The sequence below is a fragment of the Lysinibacillus fusiformis genome, from assembly GCF_003049525.1.
GTDB classification, from domain to species: Bacteria; Bacillota; Bacilli; order Bacillales_A; family Planococcaceae; genus Lysinibacillus; species Lysinibacillus fusiformis.
Genome location: NZ_PYWL01000024.1, coordinates 1 through 18,887 on the forward strand (window position 1 = coordinate 1; position 18,887 = coordinate 18,887).

The following is an 18,887-nucleotide window of genomic DNA, read 5'->3' on the forward strand; positions in this document are numbered from 1 at the left end:
TATTAGGCACGCCGCCAGCGTTCGTCCTGAGCCAGGATCAAACTCTCCATAAAAGAAATTTGATTAGCTCAAATTGTTTTGCTGGCATCAATTTTGATGTCCAAAATTTTGTTTCGTTCACTAGCTAGGCTAGTTACTTAAAACTTTATTGATTACGTTTTGCTTGTTCAGTTTTCAAGGTTCATGTTGTTTGTTGTTGTTTTTCAACAGCAACTCTTATATAATATCATGTCTCATACACTGTGTCAACATAAATTTTTTAATTTATTTTCGTTTCAACCAGTTGTATTGGCGACTTCTATAACTATACCATAATATTATTATATTGCAAGCATTTTATAAAATAAATATTAAAGCTGTTATTCCTAGAACCCCTGGAATACCTAAAACGGCAATTGTTAAGACAGAGAAAAGATTAATCGGCACATTATATCCTATATAACCGATACCTAAATGAATCATAAATAATAATAGGAAGGCAAATGCAAATCGAAACCAAAAAACAGATAATCCTTCTAAGATTTTGCCAAGCTTAGCATGTCTTATTATGACATAAAGAAAAAGAAGCCCTACAGGAACACAAATACTCATAATTACTAACCAAGACATATGGTTACCCCCTCAAAAAAATAATTATGAAAGTTTATGTTTCCTGTATTGCTTCTATGAATGGCCAATAGAACTATTTAATTAACACTCTGCGAATTCTAGCTTCTTTAAATAAATAAAAATGAATGCTTTCTGCCGCTTTTCGTTGAGCGATCGCCCCTAGATCATAGTCGTCCATTAATTCTTCTATTATCTTAGCCTGTTGTAAATCCTCTTTTGTTTCTTTTATAAGATTTACAAGCCTATCATCGAACTCTTTTTTTAGCTTTCCTTTACTACGGAAGAACATATTAATCCCTCACTCACAGCTCACGTCGACCTTCCATCGCCTTAGATAACGTTACCTCATCAGCATATTCTAAATCCCCACCTACTGGTAATCCGTGCGCAATGCGGGTCGCACGAATACCTGATGGTTTGACAAGGCGAGATATATACATAGCTGTTGCCTCGCCTTCAATAGTTGAATTCGTAGCTAGAATAAGCTCTTGGACACTTTCATCGTGCAACCGGACCAACAAGGAAGCGACATTAATATCCTCTGGACCAATACCATCCATCGGTGATATCGCACCTTGTAGCACATGGTACATGCCATTATAGTCACGCATTTTTTCCATCGCAATCACATCTTTTGTATCTTGAACAACACAAATAATCGAATGATCTCGTTGTTTGTCTGTACATATGTGACATGGGTCTACATCCGTAATATTGCCACAAACGGAACAGTAGCTTAAATTTCGTTTAGCATCAACTAATGCTTTAGAAAAAGATAAGACATCTTCTTCCTTCATTGATAACACAAAAAACGCCAGACGAGCCGCAGTTTTTGGCCCGATACCTGGCAATTTCATAAAACTATCGATCAATTTTGATATTGGTTCTGGGTAGTACATATGAATACCTCCTAGAATGGAAGGTTTAAGCCTTGAGTAAATTTACCCATCGTTGAGTTCGTTTTTTCTTCTACCTTTTTTAATGCCTCATTAGTAGCAATAACGATTAAGTCTTGTAGCATTTCAATATCCTCTGGATCTACTACAGATTCATCAAGATTTACTGACACAACTTCACGTTGACCAGACACAGTTACTTTTACCATGCCGCCACCTGCAACACCTTCAAATTGCTCTGCATTTAGAGCCTCTTGAGCCTCCATCATTTCCTTTTGCATTTTTTGCATTTTTTTCATCATACCTTGCATATTTCCCATTCCGCGCATACATGTTTTCCTCCTAAAATTTAATCTTCCATAATTTCAACAAAATCTTTACCAAAGAGATTTTCAGCCTCTGTCACAAGTGGGTCCTGTGAAGCAAGTGGCTGAGCATCATCGATAAATGGCTCATCCGACATTTCTGCCGGTGGTGGTTCTAATAATTCCTCACCATTCTCTGATGCAGCTGAAGTTTTTTTGTGCTGCATACTATGATCACGGATAAACTCTTCACGCATTTTTAACCAAGATTCCTCTGGTATACAAAGCATTTCGTACATTGTACCAGTTTGTCCGGCAATTAACTGTGTAAAGTGGCCCTTTAAAGACTGATTATCTGCAACCATCTGACAATGAATATCATACTTGAATTTTAACACAAAAGCACTTGAAGATGCCGCAACTGGTTCAGCTTCAGCTAAAAGCGCAGATTGAGATTTTTGCAATTGATTTAGTGCTTGTGCCCAAACCGATTTTATACGTTGAACATCTTGCTTTGTAGCGTCTTTTAGTACCTCTTGGATACGACCGGTCGGAGCCTTATAGCCGTTTGGATTTTTAGCACGTGGTCTTTGCTCTTTTGGTGTTTGCGATGCTTGCACAGGAGCCCCTGATTGTAATTGTACAGATAATTGTTGAACCATCTGTTCAAGCGCTACAATTTTTTGAGCGAATTCAGGGTTAATAGCCGTATCGCTCGTTGTAGTTACCGCTTGATTAGTGCTCCCTCCCGAAAACTGTACCATTTTAAGTAATGCCGTTTCTAAATAGATTTTCGTATGGTGAGAAAAGCGCATTTCTTGCTGAGTTTTCGCAAGTATATCGATATAGCCATAAAGCATATTCGGTGCAAATTCATGCGCCAAGGATAATACACGTTCTTCAGGAGACACGAGCTCTAATAATTCAGCTAAATCATCACTTGTTTGAAGTAATAATAAATCACGGAAAAATGTAATTAAATCTTCTGAAAGACGCAGTGGATCTTTACCATCAACAATTAGTTGTTCTAATAGCGCAAGCATTTGTGCAACATTTTTCGCTTTGAGTGCCTCGGCTAAATCATAAAAAACATCCTGACTTATTGAACCTGTAACTAGTAATGTATCCTCAAGCTTTAGTTTCTCTCCGCTGAAAGATACTACTTGGTCCAATAAACTTAAAGCATCACGCATTCCCCCAGCAGCAGATTGCGCTATTACCTTTAAGCCTTGCTCCTCATACGGCAGCTCAATATCTTCTAAGACAACTTTCATACGTTCAATAATATCATTGGTAGAAAGTCGTTTGAAATCAAAGCGCTGACAACGAGAAATAATTGTTGCAGGCAATTTATGAGGCTCTGTTGTTGCTAAAATAAATACTGCATGAGGAGGCGGCTCTTCTAAAGTTTTCAAAAGAGCGTTAAAAGCACTTGTAGAGAGCATATGCACTTCATCAATAATGTACACCTTGTATCTGCTGCTTGCAGGAGCAAAACGAACTTTTTCTATAATATCTCTAATCTCTTCAACACGTGAATTTGAAGCTGCGTCAAATTCAATGACATCAGGATGCGAACCGTCCGTAATACTTATACATGTAGCACATTCGTTACAAGGCTCTTTTGCAGGCGCATGTTCACAATTTAAAGCTTTTGCAAAAATTTTAGCTGTACTTGTCTTCCCTGTACCACGTGGCCCAGAAAAAAGGTAAGCATGCGTCGTTTTATTCGCTAGGAGAGCATTTTGTAGCGTTCTTTTGACATGCGCTTGACCGGACATCTCTCGAAAAGATTGCGGACGATACACACGGTAAAATGCTTGATACGTCACTGTTTTTCTCTCTCCTTCTCCATTAAATAGAATAGTCTTATTATAGCATTTGCTGCCTTATATATAAAATGAAGTAACTAATTAAAATAAAAAAAGCATCCGCCTTATAGTAGGCGGATGCTTTGAGTTGGCAATTTAATGCCGTGCACCTTTCCTTGACAGCCGCACATAAGCGTTACTCCTGTCGTTAGCTCAGATTAGGCAACCCCGCGGCACATGGATATGACCACTTAATGCTGCTTCCTTCCGGACCTGACATGGTTCATGGGTATCCATTGCGCAGGACCCAATCGTCAACACTACGTGCAGAAGGCAGACCAAACAATACGGACAGCCTCGAAAAAGGAATTCAGTCTCGCTAGAGCGGATTGCGAGTTACAGGACACCGCTACCTTCCCACCTAGCACGGCAATAACTAGTATACTGATTGTTTGTATAAATTGCAACTTAATGCACAAATTATTTATTACCCATGTATTTTTCCCATCATGATATTTTTTCGAAAAAAATATTGACTTGAGTTTTAAGTTATGATAAATTTATTTTTGTCGAAAGACAGCAAAGTAATATAACATGGAGGTATACCCAAGTCTGGCTGAAGGGATCGGTCTTGAAAACCGACAGGCGGGTAACACCGCGCGGGGGTTCGAATCCCTCTACCTCCTCCAGTTTTTAATTTCCGACTACGAATGTAGCCGTTTTTTTTTGCCAAAATTGTATGTATGACTTGTTAAATACCACTTCCGTCTCGGTTGTGGTATTTTTTTATTATATCGCTTATGGGAGGTTGTCATATTGCCATCGAAAAGAAATATAGCTCGCACTTCCCTCACTTGGGTTATTTTGATTGCTGTTTTGACCGCAATTGGTAGTGAAATTAAAATTATGCCGTTTGCCAATACGACATTTCGCTTTGGTTTAGGCACCATTATCTTTTTCTTATGCACATTAATTAAACCCACTCCCATTATTTTAGCTGGGTTTGCTACAAGTATAGTGACAATCATTTTTCGTGTTTTTAATTCCTATTTACACGATATATCCGTATTAGAGAGCATATTTAACCATTTACCAGCAGGTCTATTTTATGTATTGTTTGCTATATGCCTACAAATTTTAGATGTTCAAACATATAGAGAAAAACCACTAAAGCTTGGTTTACTCGTCGCTTTTAGTGAGGTCATTAGTAACTTAGCCGAACAGATTTTCCGATTTTTTGTACAAACTTATACATTTTTATTTCTTCACGACCTTTTGATCCTATTAGCAGTGGCCTTATTACGAAGCTTTTTTGTAGTTGGTATTTATAGCTCTATATTGATCGCCGAACAAAAAAAACGTGTACAAGAGATGCTGAATATTGGATCTGACCTCTATGTTGAGACTCTGTATTTAAAAAAATCCATGAACCATATTGAAACCATAACAGCTAGCGGTTTTGAATTATATCGGCAATTAAAAGCTCAAGGATATCGAGCGGAAAGCTTGCAAGCTCTTCATATTGCCCAGGAAATTCATGAAGTGAAAAAGGATTCACAACGCATCTATGCGGGCATTTCAAAGATTGTTGGTGAGAGAAGCTTCGGGCCTTTCATATTATCAGAATTATTACATTATATCGAAGACGGCAATAGTAAGTACGCTGAATTACTTGGGAAGAATATACAGTTTGAAACAAGTATAGACTTCGATTTTCAAACAAAGGAACATATTGCACTGCTTACGCTTTTAAATAATTTAACTGCCAATGCAGTGGAGGCTATCGAAGAACAAGGTATCATTTCTATTGCTATTCAACGACAAGAAGATAATACTGTAGTAACAATATGTGATAATGGAAAGGGAATTTCACAGAATGATTTTTCTATTATTTTTGAACCTGGATTTACCACAAAATATAATGTAGAAGGTGTCGCAGCTACTGGCATTGGCCTTTCACATGTTGCTGAACTAATAGAAAAATTAAAAGGCTCCATAACCGTTGAATCAAACAATCAATACACAACGTTTAAAATCATAATTCCTACGCAAACTATTCAAACGGGAGAGACTTAAATGAGGTATTTTATTGTAGACGACGATCGCGCAAGTCGTGTCATGTTAAAACAAATTATTGAAGATAGTGGCTTAGGTACAGTGATTGGCGAAGCTCGTAATGGAGAGGATGCCATACCACAAATTTTAATGACCCAGCCAGAGATTGTACTAATCGATTTACTGATGCCAAAGCTTGATGGTATAGCCACAGTCGAACATCTTATTCAAAATCGCTTTGAGGGTCAATTTATAATGATTTCTCAGGTTGTGAATAAAGAAATGGTTGGTGAGGCTTATGAGCAAGGAATAGATTTCTTCATTCATAAACCGATTAACCGCATTGAGGTTGAAAATGTTTTGAAAAAAACTACAGAACAATTTCGGCTAAAAAATTCACTGTTAGTTATTCGTCAATCACTTACAAATATTGAATTAAGTGAGCAAAAGGCAAATAAAGCAACTTCACGAGACCATATTTAGTCTATATTAAATGATATGGGTATTGTCGGTGAGATTGGAAGCGAGGATATTATAGCTATTATCGAAACTTTACTTGCTCATCAGCATAAGATTGCCCCCCTCCCTCCATTAAAGGAGCTTTATGAAGAAATCGCTGCTGTAACAAAGGCTACACCTGATGACATTTTAAAGGAAAGTAAAGCCATAGAACAGCGTGTGCGCAGAACGATATTAGCTGCCATGATTAATCTCGCAAACTTAGGTGTTGTCGATTACACCAACTCTGAGTTTGAATACTATGCCCCTCGCTACTTCGATTTTAAAGAAATTCGTCAACTCATGACTCAGATTGAAGATCATGACAATCGTAAAGCAAAGGTAAATATTAAGAAATTTATACAAGTGCTATATTCAGACATTTTAACAAAATTAAATTAATTTTCTCGGATTTTGTCGGATTCCATAAGTCCTCCGTATTATTAAAGTAAGGCGTGTCCTAAAAATTTAATATCAGGGGGTACAAAGGGTTTGAAGAAGAAATTTAAAATCAGTCTAGCCGCTCAAATTTTAATCGGCTTGATTTTAGGGATCATTGTTGGTGGTATTTTTTATGGAAACCCCAAGATTGAGACATATTTACAACCATTAGGGGATATCTTTTTACATCTTATTAAGATGATTGTTGTACCGATTATTATTTCTACATTAATCGTAGGTGTTGCTGGTACTGGAGACATGAAGCAGCTTGGGCGATTAGGCGGGAAATCTATTATTTACTTTGAAATTATTACGACTGTAGCTATTTTAGTCGGATTACTTTCCGCTAACATTTTCCAACCAGGTGCAGGCATAAACATGAACGAATTATCTCAAGGGGATATTTCGAAGTATGTTACAACGACTGAGGAAGTACAGCATGAGGGGCCCTTCGATATAATTGTAGGTATTGTCCCAACAAATATTATTCAGTCTATGGCTGAGGGTAATATGCTTGCGATTATTTTCTTCTCAGTTATTTTTGGTTTAGGAGTTGCAGCAGTTGGCGATCGAGGAAAGCCAGTCTTAGACTTCTTCCAAGGGGTAGCAGATGCGATGTTCTGGGTAACTAATCTCGTAATGAAGTTTGCTCCAATCGGGGTATTTGGTTTAATTGGTGTAACCGTTTCCAAATATGGGTTTGCTTCACTGGTACCACTTGCCAAATTAGCCATTCTTGTTTATGCAACTATGTTATTCTTTATCTTTGTTGTTCTTGGCCTTGTGGCAAAATTCGCAGGAATCAGCATCTTCTATTTAATTAAAGTGTTGAAAGATGAGCTAATCTTAGCATTCTCAACAGCAAGTTCTGAAGCTGTATTACCGCGTATTATGTTAAAAATGGAGAAATTAGGGGCTCCGAAGGATATTGTATCCTTTGTTATCCCAACCGGTTACTCCTTTAACTTAGACGGATCAACGCTATACCAAGCGATTGCAGCATTATTTATTGCGCAAATGTACGGTATTCACCTAAGCATTGGTGAACAAATTACGTTAATGCTTGTATTGATGGTTACATCAAAAGGGATTGCAGGGGTTCCAGGGGTATCTTTCGTAGTGCTTCTAGCCACTTTAGGTACTGTCGGCATTCCGTTAGAAGGTCTAGCATTTATCGCTGGTATTGACCGTATTCTTGATATGGGACGTACAGTTGTTAACGTAATTGGTAACTCATTAGCGTCATTAGTAATGGCGAAATGGGAAGGCCGTTTCGATCGCGAAAAAATGAAGAATTACTTTAATGAAAATGAGAATTTAGCATAAAATATAAAACGCTCACGATGTTGGATGGCATCGTGAGCGTTTTTTTATTTTCCAAGCACTTTATTTAAATACGCAACAACAGATTCTTTGCCATTTACATGTGCTTCTTGCGCACGCTTTTCATCTTTAAGTATCTTTTCCTCTGCAGCTTCAATCACTTTTTCAGCATCTTGCTGTGGTACAACAATGACACCATCCACATCTCCAATTATATAGTCGCCTGGGTGAACTGTTACTCCTCCAAGGGCAATGGGAACATTTACTTTACCACCACCATTTTTATTACCAGCAGCTACTGTAGTACCTAAAGCGAATACAGGGAAATCTAACTCACGAATAGCGGCAATATCACGAATTACACCGTCAACTACAAAGCCTTGTACACCAATACCTTTTGCTAAGGACACCACAAAATCTCCTGCTACCGCTCGATTGGTGTTTCCTTTTGCATCAATAACCAAAATATCACCTTCATTGGCCGCTCGAATAGCCTCCAACACTGCACCATTTTCACCATCTGGTAATCGTACAGTTACCGCACGCCCAGCAATTTTAAAATGATTGGCTAGCGGTTTAATCGTACTACACAAATTCGTATGTCCACCTGTCGCATCTGAAATAGCTGTTGTTGGTAGATGCTGAAAACTTACTTCCACTTTTGTCATCCATAACACCCCTATTATGATTAATGAACGTCTTACACAAATATTGTAAAGAAAATACTTATACTATTTCAATATATCTACTAAAATATTGTAAATTAGTCCACCACCTAGTCTGTGGATGGGGCAATATGGAACGTTAAATAATTTCAATAAATTGCTTGGACTGCTCGTCTAAAGCTTCAGCCGCAGATGCAATTTCATTAAAATCTTTAGTTGTAATAGTAATTTGTTCATTTGTTTTTTCTACTTTTTCAGCTATCTTTGTAATACTGTCTGTCACTTGACTAATTTCCCGCTCTATCCCTTCTATATGATCCTTCACCTCTGAAATGGATTGCTCTACCCTGACAGAAAGCTTCCGCACCTCTTTTGCCACTACATCAAAGCCTCGGCCATACTCCCCAGCTCGCGCAGCTTCAATAGCTGCATTTAAAGCTAATAAATTTGTTTGGGAAGCAATCTCTTGAATGGTTTTCACAATCCCTTTAATGGAATCAGCTTGATTTTTTAGCTGTGCCAGATTGCTAACATTTTCTTTTGACTCCTGAGAAACCACTTGAATGGTGCTCAGTAATTCTTGACTATTTTGAATACCAGCCTCTGAACGTTGATGAAGCTCATTAGACATTTCCTTCAATTGATCGGCTACATTTGTTATTTCATTTTGGCGTTCAGTAATATTTGTAGCAATTTTTGAAACACCGATTACTTTATTTGTATGGTTGGCGAAAACAGGCATATACGTAGCCTCAAGCCAAATCCTTTGGCCATTTCCATCAATTCTCTCAATTTTGCCCTGATAACTATTTCCTGCTACTAAATTGCGCCAAAATTGTTCATATGCTGGACTGTGAACGAAATGTGGTAAACAAAAATCTTTATGATTCTTTCCTAACATTTCTTGTACTGTATAGCCTAATGTTCTAGCAAACGGTTCATTCACATAGGCTACCCTTCGATTCATATCAAAACGTATAATTGCTATATTGCGTTCAATGGCTTGTACTACTAAATCATCGGTTACTTGAGTATCTGCACCTTGCATAATCCACCTCATCTATTTCTATTTTTTACCGTTTATTTTATATTATAAAAAACATGGGCAATGTTCACCCATGTTTTTTTAGTAAACGTACTATTTCCTCTGGAGTAGTTGCTATACGGAAAAAGGACTTTTGTTCAGGTCGTATAAATCCTTCCTCTAGCATTATTTTAAAATGCTGTAAGAGTGCATCATAAAAACCATTCACATTATATAAAATGACAGGTTTTTCATGAAGGCCAATTTGTGCCCAAGTAAAAACTTCGAAATATTCATCTAACGTTCCTGCACCTCCTGGAAGAGCAATAAATGCATCAGCCAGCTCCGCCATTTTAGCTTTCCGAATATGCATAGACTCAACAAAATGAATTTCTGTTAATGAAGAATGAGCCAGTTCCCGCTTTTGTAAATGGGTTGGCATAACACCAATAACCTCTCCACCTGCGGCTAAAACAGCATCTGCTACCTTTCCCATTAACCCCATTTTGGAACCGCCGTAAACAACACTATGTCCGTGCTTAGCTAATACTGTACCTAGCTCTGTAGCTTTCTCCCCATACACTGGACTTTTACCTATACCAGATCCGCAATACACTGCAATTCTTATAGTAATCCCTCCTATTCAAAAAACGTGAAACAATCGGCTATGTATTGTTTCACGTTCTTTGGTAGTTTGTTGCTCTTCTATTTTCTTAAATGGCTTGTTTGTTTTAGCATATGACTGATACGGCTCACAATTGATTCAATTGCATCCGGATTTTTTAATAAATCATAATCATTAATATCTAAACGTAGAACTGGACAGGAATTAAAATTATTAACCCAGTTTTCATAACGTTCATGCATTTCTATCCAATAATCATTTGGCGTTTGTTGCTCCATTGCGCGCCCTCGTTCTTGTATACGCCCAATAACAGCATCAATCGGTCCCTCTAGATAAACAAGTAAATCTGGATGTGGGAAATACGGTGTCATGACCATAGCATCAAATAAATTTGTGTATGTTTCATAATCTGTTGGGCTCATTGTTCCCTTATCGTAATGCATTTTAGCGAATATCCCAGTATCTTCATAAATAGAACGGTCTTGTATAAATCCTCCACCATACTCAAAAATACGTTTCTGTTCCTTAAAACGCTCTGCCAAAAAGTAGACTTGTAAATGGAAGCTCCATTTTTCAAAGTCCTCATAAAATTTATCAAGATACGGATTTGTATCTACTTTTTCGAATGATGTACGGAAATTTAATGCTTCTGCTAACGCTTTTGTCATCGTAGACTTTCCTACGCCTACAGTACCGGCAATCGTGATGACCGTTTGTGGAGGAATATCGTATTTCTCTCTTAAATTCATTATTGCAAACTCCTTTTTTGTAACGTATCCTTAATAATTTTTAAAACATAATTTAAATCGTCTGGATTTTTAACAAAATCGAGCTGATCTCCATTAAATCTAATAACTGGTATTTCAGGATGCATTTTCTCAAAATGTTCGATAAAAGAATGATAATCGGTTACGAGCTGCTCCATATAATCGCGTGATATCATTTTTTCAAAATCTCGTCCACGCATGGCAATGCGTTTCATCAATGTTTCAACGCTTGCATGTAAATAAACAACTACATTAGGAACAGGCATGTCTTTTGTTAATATTTGATATATTTCCTCATACTTTTCGTATTCGGTAGATGCCAGTGTACGCTTCGCAAATATTAAATTTTTAAAAATATGATAATCTGCTACAACTGGCTTGGCATGAGCAAATCGGAATTTTTTAATGTCCGTTAATTGCTTATAGCGATTACAAAGGAAGAACATTTCCGTTTGGAAACTCCACTCCTCAATGTTTTCATAAAACTTATTTAAAAAAGGGTTTTCGTCTACAATTTCTTTTAATAGATGGTAATTAAATGTCGCCGCTATCTCTTTCGATAAAGAGGTTTTACCAACACCAATCGGACCTTCTACCGTAACAAATGGAACCGTCACCAGAAGCTCCTCCTTTTGTTCTATGGATTCGATCATTGTGTTCTACATAAATGAGTCAGTACCTTTCATTTTATCATAGTGAGAAAATGAAAAACAGAATCAACCTATTATTCTAGAAAATTAAGCAGGAAATTTCCCTCCGTATAAATAGAAAAAAGACATTGAGAATATGAATCCCAATGCCTTTTCATCTTTACAATTTCACTCGCTGTAAACGTAGAGCATTTAATACAACCGATACAGAACTAAAAGCCATTGCCGCACCTGCCACCCACGGAGCAAGCAGACCAATTGCAGCAATCGGAATACCTAATGTATTGTAAGCAAATGCCCAAAACAGATTTTGTTTAATATTACGCATTGTTTTTCTACTCATAAGAATGGCATCCGCAATACTATTTAAATCACCACGGATTAACGTAATATCTGCCGCTTCCATCGCCACATCTGTCCCTGTACCAATGGCCATACCAATATTGGCCGTTGCCAGCGCAGGTGCATCATTAATACCGTCGCCAACCATTGCTACATTTTTACCCTGAGCTTGAAGTTTTTTCACCTCATCTGCTTTTCCTTCAGGTAAAACTTCCGCAATAACTTGGTTCACGCCTACCTCTGTGCCTATTGCCTGGGCTGTACGTTCATTATCTCCCGTCATCATGATGACTGTAATGCCCATATTCTGTAAACGATGAATGGCCTCCTTAGACGTATCTTTTACAGTATCAGCAACAGCTACTACCCCCGCATATTGGCCATTTATTGCGGCCAACATCGCTGTTTTGCCGTTTCGCTCTAATTGCTCCATTGTTGGTAAAATATCATCTAGCTGAATGCCGTACTGTTGCATTAATTTTCGTGTACCAATGACAACACCTTGACCTGAGACTGTTGCCTGCACACCGTAACCTGGAATAGCCTCAAAAAATTGAACTTCCCCTAAAGCAATCCCACGTTCTTCTATACCATGAACAATCGCCTCAGCAAGTGGATGCTCCGACTGTTTCTCAGCCGCACCAATTAATGATAAAAAGTGTGTTTCCTCTTGGTCTGGCGCTAAAAGAACATCCGTTAGCACTGGCTTACCATGTGTCACTGTCCCTGTTTTATCTACAACGACCGTATCAATACTTTGTGTTTGTTCTAAGTGTTCGCCACCTTTGAATAAAATGCCAAATTCAGCGGCGCGACCAGAACCGGCCATTATAGAGGTCGGTGTGGCTAAACCAAGTGCACATGGACAAGCAATCACCAGTACTGCAATTAAGACCTCTAAAGCAGGCGTAAATTCTCCTGGACGTACCCAAATAATCCACACGATAAATGTCACAATCGCAATGCCCACAACAATTGGTACAAAAACCCCTGAGATCTGATCTGCTAAACGTTGAATCGGTGCTTTTGATCCTTGAGCATCTTCTACCACCTTAATAATTTGTGCTAGTGCCGTATCACGGCCAACCTTTGTCGCTGTCATTTTTATAAAACCATTTTTATTAATAGTCGATCCAAATAATGAATCGCCCTGCTTTTTATCGACTGGTAAACTTTCTCCTGTCAACATGGATTCATCAACAGCCGTTGTTCCCTCTAAAACTTCTCCGTCAACGGGGATCTTTTCACCTGGTTTAACTAGAATGATATCACCAATCATCACTTCTTCTAAAGGCACTTCCATCTCTAGACCGTCACGTACAACAATGGCTGTTTTGGCTTGAAGGCCCATCAGTTTTTTTATCGCCTCAGATGAACGCCCTTTTGCTTTTGCCTCAAATAATTTACCTAACAAAATTAATGTAATTAATACAGCGCTTGTTTCAAAATAGAGATGCGGGCCATGATGTGATCCTATCGTCACGATTGCTTGATAAACACTATAGAAATAAGCCGCTGATGTCCCCATCACAACAAGTACATCCATATTTGCACTGCCATTTCGTAATGCTTTATATGCCCCTACATAAAACTGCTTACCAATCATAAATTGTACAGGTGTAGCCAACACCATTTGAACCCAAGGATTCATAAGGAATTCTGGCACATATAAAAACGATGTAAATGAAAAATGTCCAACCATCGTCCAGAGCAGTGGTAGGGATAAAATAGCTGATAAAATAAATTTTTGTTGTTGCTGCTTAATAGCCTTTTCTCGATGATCCTCTGTTTCCTGCTCATCTGCTTTTTGATGGGCGCCATATCCTAACTTCTCAACCTTAGCAATAATATCTGCAATGTTCACCTCTGATGGGTTAAACTCAATCATTGCTTTTTCAAGAGCTAAGTTGACATTGGCAGATGATACGCCGCTCATTTTATTTAATCCTTTTTCTATTCGAGTAGCACAGGCCGCACATGTCATTCCTGTAATATCAAGTTCAGTTTTTTGTTTAACTATTCCATAGCCAAGCGCTTCTATCTTTTTTTCAAAATCTGCTTCACTTAGCTTTTCTGGATCGTACTTAATAGATGATTTTTCAAGCGCTAAATTAACGGTTGCTTGTTCTACTCCATCCATTTTATTTAACCCTTTTTCTATTCGAGTGGCACAGGCCGCACATGTCATCCCTGTAATTTGCAAATTAGCTTCCTTATGATCAGAACTCATTTACCTTTCACCTCTCCTTATACCGACAGGGGGTATATATTTTCGAAAATAAGAGAGTGCCACAGAAGCACTCTAAAAATTTTATTTTACTTCATAGCCTTGATCATCAATTGTCTCTTTAATTTGATTAAGTGATACTTGTGCATCGTCAAATACAACATCAACTAAACCTTCTGCTAAATTTACTTTTACTTGTTCAACACCAGCTAAAGCACCAACGTTTTTTTCAACCGCGTTTACACAATGACCACATGACATTCCTTGTACATTTAATGTTACATTTTGCATAATAAATCTCTCCTTTTATTTTTTTATAAACATCTATTTTTTCATTAATTTTTGAATCGTTACTACTAATTCATCTAAAACTGCATCATCGCCCTCCGATAGACGATCCACAACACAACCCTTTAAATGACCTTCTAATAAAATTTTCGCTACACTATTCAAAGCTGACTGTGTCGCAGACAGTTGCGTAATAACATCATCACAATAAACGTCTTTTTCGATCATTCCCTTAATGCCTCGGATTTGACCTTCTATACGGTTTAAACGAGTTGTTAAATCCTTTTTTACACGCTCAGGGTGATGGCTTTTTCGACAAGACGTAGCTCCCTCTGTATGACAAGCATCCTCTTTTACTATGTCCTCCATTCACTACACCTCCTATTTGAGTTTCATCATACTATACCCAAGAAGGGTATGCAAGCCGTAAAATTTTTTTTTATTCATGATGATGTTCATGAGCATTTTTCAATTGACATAAAATCGAGCTTTCATGTGGATGGGAAGCCGTTTCTAATTGAATGGTTACATGTTTAATACCCTTATGCTCAAGATTATGTTCAATTTTTCGTAGAATATGCTCACCATCTGCAATTTTTAAGTGCTCATTTACAACTGCATGACAAGACAAAGCATTGGTTCCACTAGTAATTGTCCAGATGTGTAAATCATGGATGCTTTCTATCCCATCGGTTTGTTCAATTAATCCAATTATCTCCTGAACATCGACATTTGAAGGTGTTCCTTCCATTAAGACATGAATAGCGGATTTTGTAACATAGTAGCCACTTCTTACTACTAATAAGGCAACAATAACACTCGCTAGAGGATCAGCCCATCCCCAACCAAAAAACATAATTAGTAAAGCAGCCACAATAGCCCCTACGGAACCTAGCATATCACTCAGAACATGTAAAAAAGCCCCACGCATATTTAAATTGTCCTTTGTATCACTACCACGCATCATAATCCATGCAACTAAGATGTTAACCAAAAGACCAATTGTACTAATAATAAGCATACCTGTAGTAGCCACTTCAGGAGGATTTGCAAAACGTTCGATTGCTTCATAGAAAATAAATAATGCAATCCCAATTAATGTAACGCCATTTAATACTGCCGCTAATATTTCAAATCGTTTATATCCATATGTTTTACTATAGCTTGCTGCTTTTTCTCCAAAAACAAACGCAAGTAAGGCGATAGCTAATGAGATGGAATCACTTAACATATGACCGGCATCCGATAAAAGAGCCAAACTATTCGTTAAAAAACCACCAATTGCTTCAACAACCATATAACTAGTAATAATAATAAATGATACGATTAACACCTTTTTATTAGCGCCATGTGTATGATCATGGCCATGATCATGAGTATGTCCCATCACTAATCCCTCCGTTCTTTAGTTATGTGCAGCATGCTCAATTGCCTGCTTCAATAAATTCATAATGTGATCGTCATCTTTGGAGTAATATAAAGTGGTACCTTCTCGTCTAAATTTTACTAATCGCAAATTTTTTAGAAACCGTAATTGATGAGAAACAGTCGATTGTCCTAAATCTAAAATTTCAGCAATGTCGTTGACGGAATGCTCATCTGCGCATAGTAAATTTAAAATTCGAATTCGTGTCGGGTCACTTAATGCCTTAAAAGTTTGTGACACAACAAATAATGTCTCATCGTCTAAATGCTGACTATTTTCCACAGACGTTATTTTTATTTGTTCATCCATATTAGTTTACCCCCAATAATTTATATTTATATATGAGCATGTGTTCATATATAAATATAAATGGTTATTTTAGGAATGTCAATACATCATACTTTAGAATTCTGCATGAAGTTAAAAGTAGCAATTACCAATTAAGCAGGATAAACTACTTTTAAGGAGAGATATTTAGTGGATATTTTTGAAACAGATCGTCTATTTATGAAACAAGCATTAGAGGAAGCAAAAAAAGCAGCTATACTTGGGGAAGTACCTATAGGGGCTGTCCTTGTTTATGATGGGGAAATTATTGCAAGAGCTCATAACCTACGAGAAACAACACAAAATGCAACAACACATGCTGAATTAATGGTTATTCAAGAGGCTTGTCAAAAAATCGGCAGTTGGCGTCTCGAAAAAACAACACTTTACGTTACGCTTGAGCCTTGCCCCATGTGCGCAGGTGCAATCCTACAATCCCGTGTACCACGTGTCGTTTATGGTGCAAGGGATATGAAAGCAGGCTGTGTAGATTCACTCTATTGTTTATTAAATGATGCTCGCTTTAACCATGAATGCGAAGTATCTGAAGGAATTTTAGCTGCTGAATGTGGACAAATCCTAACCGATTTTTTCCGAGCTTTACGTGAACGAAAGAAGGCAGAGAAAAAGGCAAGACAAGCAGCAATCGCTGAAAAGGAATTGCCGAATGAATAAAAAATGTGATTATAAAAAGTAGGTGTCTTTCATTATGAAGACACCTTTTTTTATATGGCAGCACCAAATTTCTGCACGATAAAACATTGACATACATAAACTCAAAAGGGAGAATATAACTAGTTATAATTTTGATTTATTAGTAAATAAATAGGGGGTTTAATGTTAATGCCTATTTTTGATAGAGTGAAATTTGACGGATTACGCTCACGTGATTGGTTAATTTACAAGCATCCAACTGACAAGCTAGTACTTGGTACCACACTTATCGTCCATGAAGGACAAGTAGCCATTTTTGTAAAAGGTGGTCAAATGTGTGATGTTTTTAATGCAGGAACGCACGTTTTATCTACGAATAACCTACCCATACTTCATAACATTGTAAATTTAGCATATGGAGGGGAAACTCCCTTCTCAGCAGAGATTTACTTTATAAATCTAACTGTGAAAATGGATTTATATTGGGGAACCACTGATCCTATTCAGTTAATTGATCCAAAATACTTTGTAAAATTGCGTATAAGAGCATTTGGGCAATTAGCTCTACGACTTGATGATTACTTAGTATTCTTTTCAGAAGTGATAGGCTCTATGAATAAAGATGATATTGTTAGCTTCGAAAAAGTACAGGATTATTTTAAAGGTTCTCTTATTACATCTGTAAAAACCGAACTTGCAAATAAGATTATTAATGAGAAAATTTCTGCATTGGAGATAACTCCAGAGCTTCAAAACATTTCAAATAGCTTAAAAGAAAAAGTATCAGAAGAATTTATTAAGTATGGCTTTATAACAGCGCATTTCCATATTCAATCTATTAATTTCCCTGAAGAAGATTTTGAAGAAATTAATGAAATTTTACAGGATAAAGCTAAGTTTGAAATTATGGGGGACAATCGTTATATTACCCAACGTAGCTTTGATGTTTATGAGTCAGCCGCATCAAATGAAAATGGAGTAGCTGGTATATTTGCAACTGGTGGAGTTGGCTTGAGTGTAGGACAAGGCATGGCATCCATGATGAACCAACAAGTACAGCAACCTGGTCATCAGCCTACGCATAAGATTTGTCCTGCTTGTCATGGCAGTATTTCTTCTAGCAGTAAGTTTTGCAATTTATGTGGGGAAAATTTAGTGCGAAAAGTTATTACTTGTCATTCCTGTCACAATGAAAACGAAGAATCTTCAAAATTCTGCAGTACTTGTGGAACTAGTTTACTGAAACCTGTTTGTTCATGTGGACAAGAAATAGATGTTAATTCTAAGTTTTGTAATAACTGTGGTGCTCAGGTTCATCCCATTTAACAGTTTTAATCACACTAATTTTTCGACTCTGTACTTAGAAAATAATTGGAGGTATTAACATGAGCAATATCGAATGTCCACAATGTGGTGCACCTGCTGATATCACATTATCTCAATGTAAATATTGCGGGGAAAAATTCAGTTTCCAAAACGAACAACCAAGGGTGCAACAACCTGCTTTTCAACAACCAGTACAGCCTGTTTTTCAACAAGCGGTACAGCCTGCCTATCAAGCGCAGCCACAACAAGCTCCTATGTATGATGGTATTGATCCTTCATGGCCTATAAAAAGTAAAGGTTTAGCTGGTTTCCTCGCTATATTTTTTGGCGGTATCGGTATTCATAAATTTTATTTAGGGAAGGTTTTCCAAGGGATTCTTTATTTAGTTTTCTGCTGGACTTATATACCTGTCATTATATCTTTTATTGAAGGTATTATTTACTTACTCTCTAGTGAACATAATTTCTCTGTGAAACATAAAGTTCGCACTCGCTAACATTTTATAACAGTAGTTTCTAACTAAAAGAAAAGAAGGTACCTCCTAGTGAGACACCTTCTTTATTATATTTAAGGGAATGGCGATATATATAAAATGTGTCATAGCAGCGACAGCATCTATATAGATAC

General features: G+C 37.3%; 20 protein-coding genes, 1 tRNA gene, 1 other RNA gene and 1 pseudogene. 7 read left to right on the forward strand and 16 right to left on the reverse strand.

The genetic code is table 11. From position 1 onward, the window contains the following. Positions 1–336: 336 nt before the first annotated feature. From C9J29_RS23415 to ffs, 6 genes are all read right to left on the reverse strand, one after another. Complete coding sequence (locus C9J29_RS23415; RefSeq protein ID WP_008179699.1) at positions 337–609, reverse strand: pro-sigmaK processing inhibitor BofA family protein; 273 nt, start codon at positions 607–609, stop codon at positions 337–339. A gap of 73 nt (positions 610–682) precedes the next feature. Further along, a complete protein-coding gene (locus tag C9J29_RS23420; RefSeq protein WP_008179697.1) occupies positions 683–898 on the reverse strand; it encodes a YaaL family protein in 216 nt (71 codons plus the stop codon). A gap of 13 nt (positions 899–911) precedes the next feature. After that, positions 912–1,508, reverse strand: coding sequence for a recombination mediator RecR (gene recR / locus C9J29_RS23425; protein WP_008179695.1), 597 nt, complete (start codon positions 1,506–1,508; stop codon positions 912–914). 11 nt (positions 1,509–1,519) lie between these two features. After that, the gene (locus tag C9J29_RS23430) at positions 1,520–1,834 is read right to left on the reverse strand and encodes a YbaB/EbfC family nucleoid-associated protein (RefSeq protein WP_004233957.1); all 315 of its coding nucleotides are present in this window, start codon (positions 1,832–1,834) and stop codon (positions 1,520–1,522) included. Between the two features lie 20 nt (positions 1,835–1,854). Continuing rightward, positions 1,855–3,642: a DNA polymerase III subunit gamma/tau gene (dnaX, locus tag C9J29_RS23435; protein WP_107922874.1), complete on the reverse strand. Its 1,788-nt coding sequence runs from the start codon at positions 3,640–3,642 to the stop codon at positions 1,855–1,857. Positions 3,643–3,783: 141 nt separating this feature from the next. Further along, positions 3,784–4,051: signal recognition particle sRNA large type (gene ffs / locus C9J29_RS23440), an RNA gene on the reverse strand. A gap of 166 nt (positions 4,052–4,217) precedes the next feature. On the opposite strand from ffs, the gene C9J29_RS23445 reads away from it, so the two are divergent. The 4 genes and pseudogenes from C9J29_RS23445 to C9J29_RS23460 all read left to right on the forward strand — a co-directional run bounded on the left by C9J29_RS23445 (position 4,218) and on the right by C9J29_RS23460 (position 7,941). Further along, positions 4,218–4,310: transfer RNA gene (locus C9J29_RS23445), tRNA-Ser, on the forward strand. A gap of 127 nt (positions 4,311–4,437) precedes the next feature. Beyond that, complete coding sequence (locus C9J29_RS23450) at positions 4,438–5,697, forward strand: sensor histidine kinase (protein ID WP_107922875.1); 1,260 nt, start codon at positions 4,438–4,440, stop codon at positions 5,695–5,697. Then, positions 5,698–6,576: pseudogene (locus C9J29_RS23455) on the forward strand (response regulator). 90 nt (positions 6,577–6,666) lie between these two features. Beyond that, the gene (locus C9J29_RS23460; RefSeq protein WP_008179685.1) at positions 6,667–7,941 is read left to right on the forward strand and encodes a cation:dicarboxylate symporter family transporter; all 1,275 of its coding nucleotides are present in this window, start codon (positions 6,667–6,669) and stop codon (positions 7,939–7,941) included. Between the two features lie 44 nt (positions 7,942–7,985). Here the strand turns inward: C9J29_RS23460 and C9J29_RS23465 are convergent, their stop codons facing one another. The 10 genes from C9J29_RS23465 to C9J29_RS23510 all read right to left on the reverse strand — a co-directional run bounded on the left by C9J29_RS23465 (position 7,986) and on the right by C9J29_RS23510 (position 16,261). Then, positions 7,986–8,606: an RraA family protein gene (locus C9J29_RS23465; RefSeq protein ID WP_107922876.1), complete on the reverse strand. Its 621-nt coding sequence runs from the start codon at positions 8,604–8,606 to the stop codon at positions 7,986–7,988. 136 nt (positions 8,607–8,742) lie between these two features. Further along, on the reverse strand, positions 8,743–9,651 hold the full coding sequence (locus C9J29_RS23470) for a methyl-accepting chemotaxis protein (RefSeq protein WP_008179679.1): 909 nt from the start codon (positions 9,649–9,651) through the stop codon (positions 8,743–8,745). Between the two features lie 64 nt (positions 9,652–9,715). Beyond that, positions 9,716–10,243: an LOG family protein gene (locus tag C9J29_RS23475; protein WP_043990637.1), complete on the reverse strand. Its 528-nt coding sequence runs from the start codon at positions 10,241–10,243 to the stop codon at positions 9,716–9,718. Positions 10,244–10,332: 89 nt separating this feature from the next. Beyond that, positions 10,333–11,001: a deoxynucleoside kinase gene (locus tag C9J29_RS23480; RefSeq protein ID WP_008179676.1), complete on the reverse strand. Its 669-nt coding sequence runs from the start codon at positions 10,999–11,001 to the stop codon at positions 10,333–10,335. After that, positions 11,001–11,636, reverse strand: coding sequence for a deoxynucleoside kinase (locus C9J29_RS23485; protein WP_036121980.1), 636 nt, complete (start codon positions 11,634–11,636; stop codon positions 11,001–11,003). Before C9J29_RS23485 ends, C9J29_RS23480 begins: the two co-directional genes overlap by 1 nt. Before the next feature lie 193 nt (positions 11,637–11,829). After that, positions 11,830–14,241, reverse strand: coding sequence for a heavy metal translocating P-type ATPase (locus C9J29_RS23490; RefSeq protein ID WP_089987396.1), 2,412 nt, complete (start codon positions 14,239–14,241; stop codon positions 11,830–11,832). A gap of 81 nt (positions 14,242–14,322) precedes the next feature. Continuing rightward, positions 14,323–14,529, reverse strand: coding sequence for a copper chaperone CopZ (copZ, locus tag C9J29_RS23495; RefSeq protein WP_008179670.1), 207 nt, complete (start codon positions 14,527–14,529; stop codon positions 14,323–14,325). Positions 14,530–14,562: 33 nt separating this feature from the next. Continuing rightward, complete coding sequence (locus C9J29_RS23500; protein ID WP_008179668.1) at positions 14,563–14,895, reverse strand: metal-sensitive transcriptional regulator; 333 nt, start codon at positions 14,893–14,895, stop codon at positions 14,563–14,565. Between the two features lie 70 nt (positions 14,896–14,965). Continuing rightward, the gene (locus C9J29_RS23505; RefSeq protein WP_090003331.1) at positions 14,966–15,913 is read right to left on the reverse strand and encodes a cation diffusion facilitator family transporter; all 948 of its coding nucleotides are present in this window, start codon (positions 15,911–15,913) and stop codon (positions 14,966–14,968) included. A gap of 18 nt (positions 15,914–15,931) precedes the next feature. Then, positions 15,932–16,261 (reverse strand): ArsR/SmtB family transcription factor, encoded by a 330-nt coding sequence (locus tag C9J29_RS23510; RefSeq protein ID WP_008179665.1) that lies wholly within the window; start codon positions 16,259–16,261, stop codon positions 15,932–15,934. A 168-nt stretch (positions 16,262–16,429) separates the two neighbouring features. Here C9J29_RS23510 and tadA point away from each other — a divergent pair, with 168 nt between their 5' ends. The 3 genes from tadA to C9J29_RS24535 all read left to right on the forward strand — a co-directional run bounded on the left by tadA (position 16,430) and on the right by C9J29_RS24535 (position 18,756). After that, complete coding sequence (gene tadA / locus C9J29_RS23515) at positions 16,430–16,954, forward strand: tRNA adenosine(34) deaminase TadA (RefSeq protein ID WP_171366143.1); 525 nt, start codon at positions 16,430–16,432, stop codon at positions 16,952–16,954. 168 nt (positions 16,955–17,122) lie between these two features. After that, positions 17,123–18,259, forward strand: coding sequence for an SPFH domain-containing protein (locus C9J29_RS23520; RefSeq protein WP_107922877.1), 1,137 nt, complete (start codon positions 17,123–17,125; stop codon positions 18,257–18,259). Between the two features lie 254 nt (positions 18,260–18,513). After that, a complete protein-coding gene (locus C9J29_RS24535; RefSeq protein WP_201798435.1) occupies positions 18,514–18,756 on the forward strand; it encodes a TM2 domain-containing protein in 243 nt (80 codons plus the stop codon). Positions 18,757–18,887 lie beyond the last annotated feature (131 nt).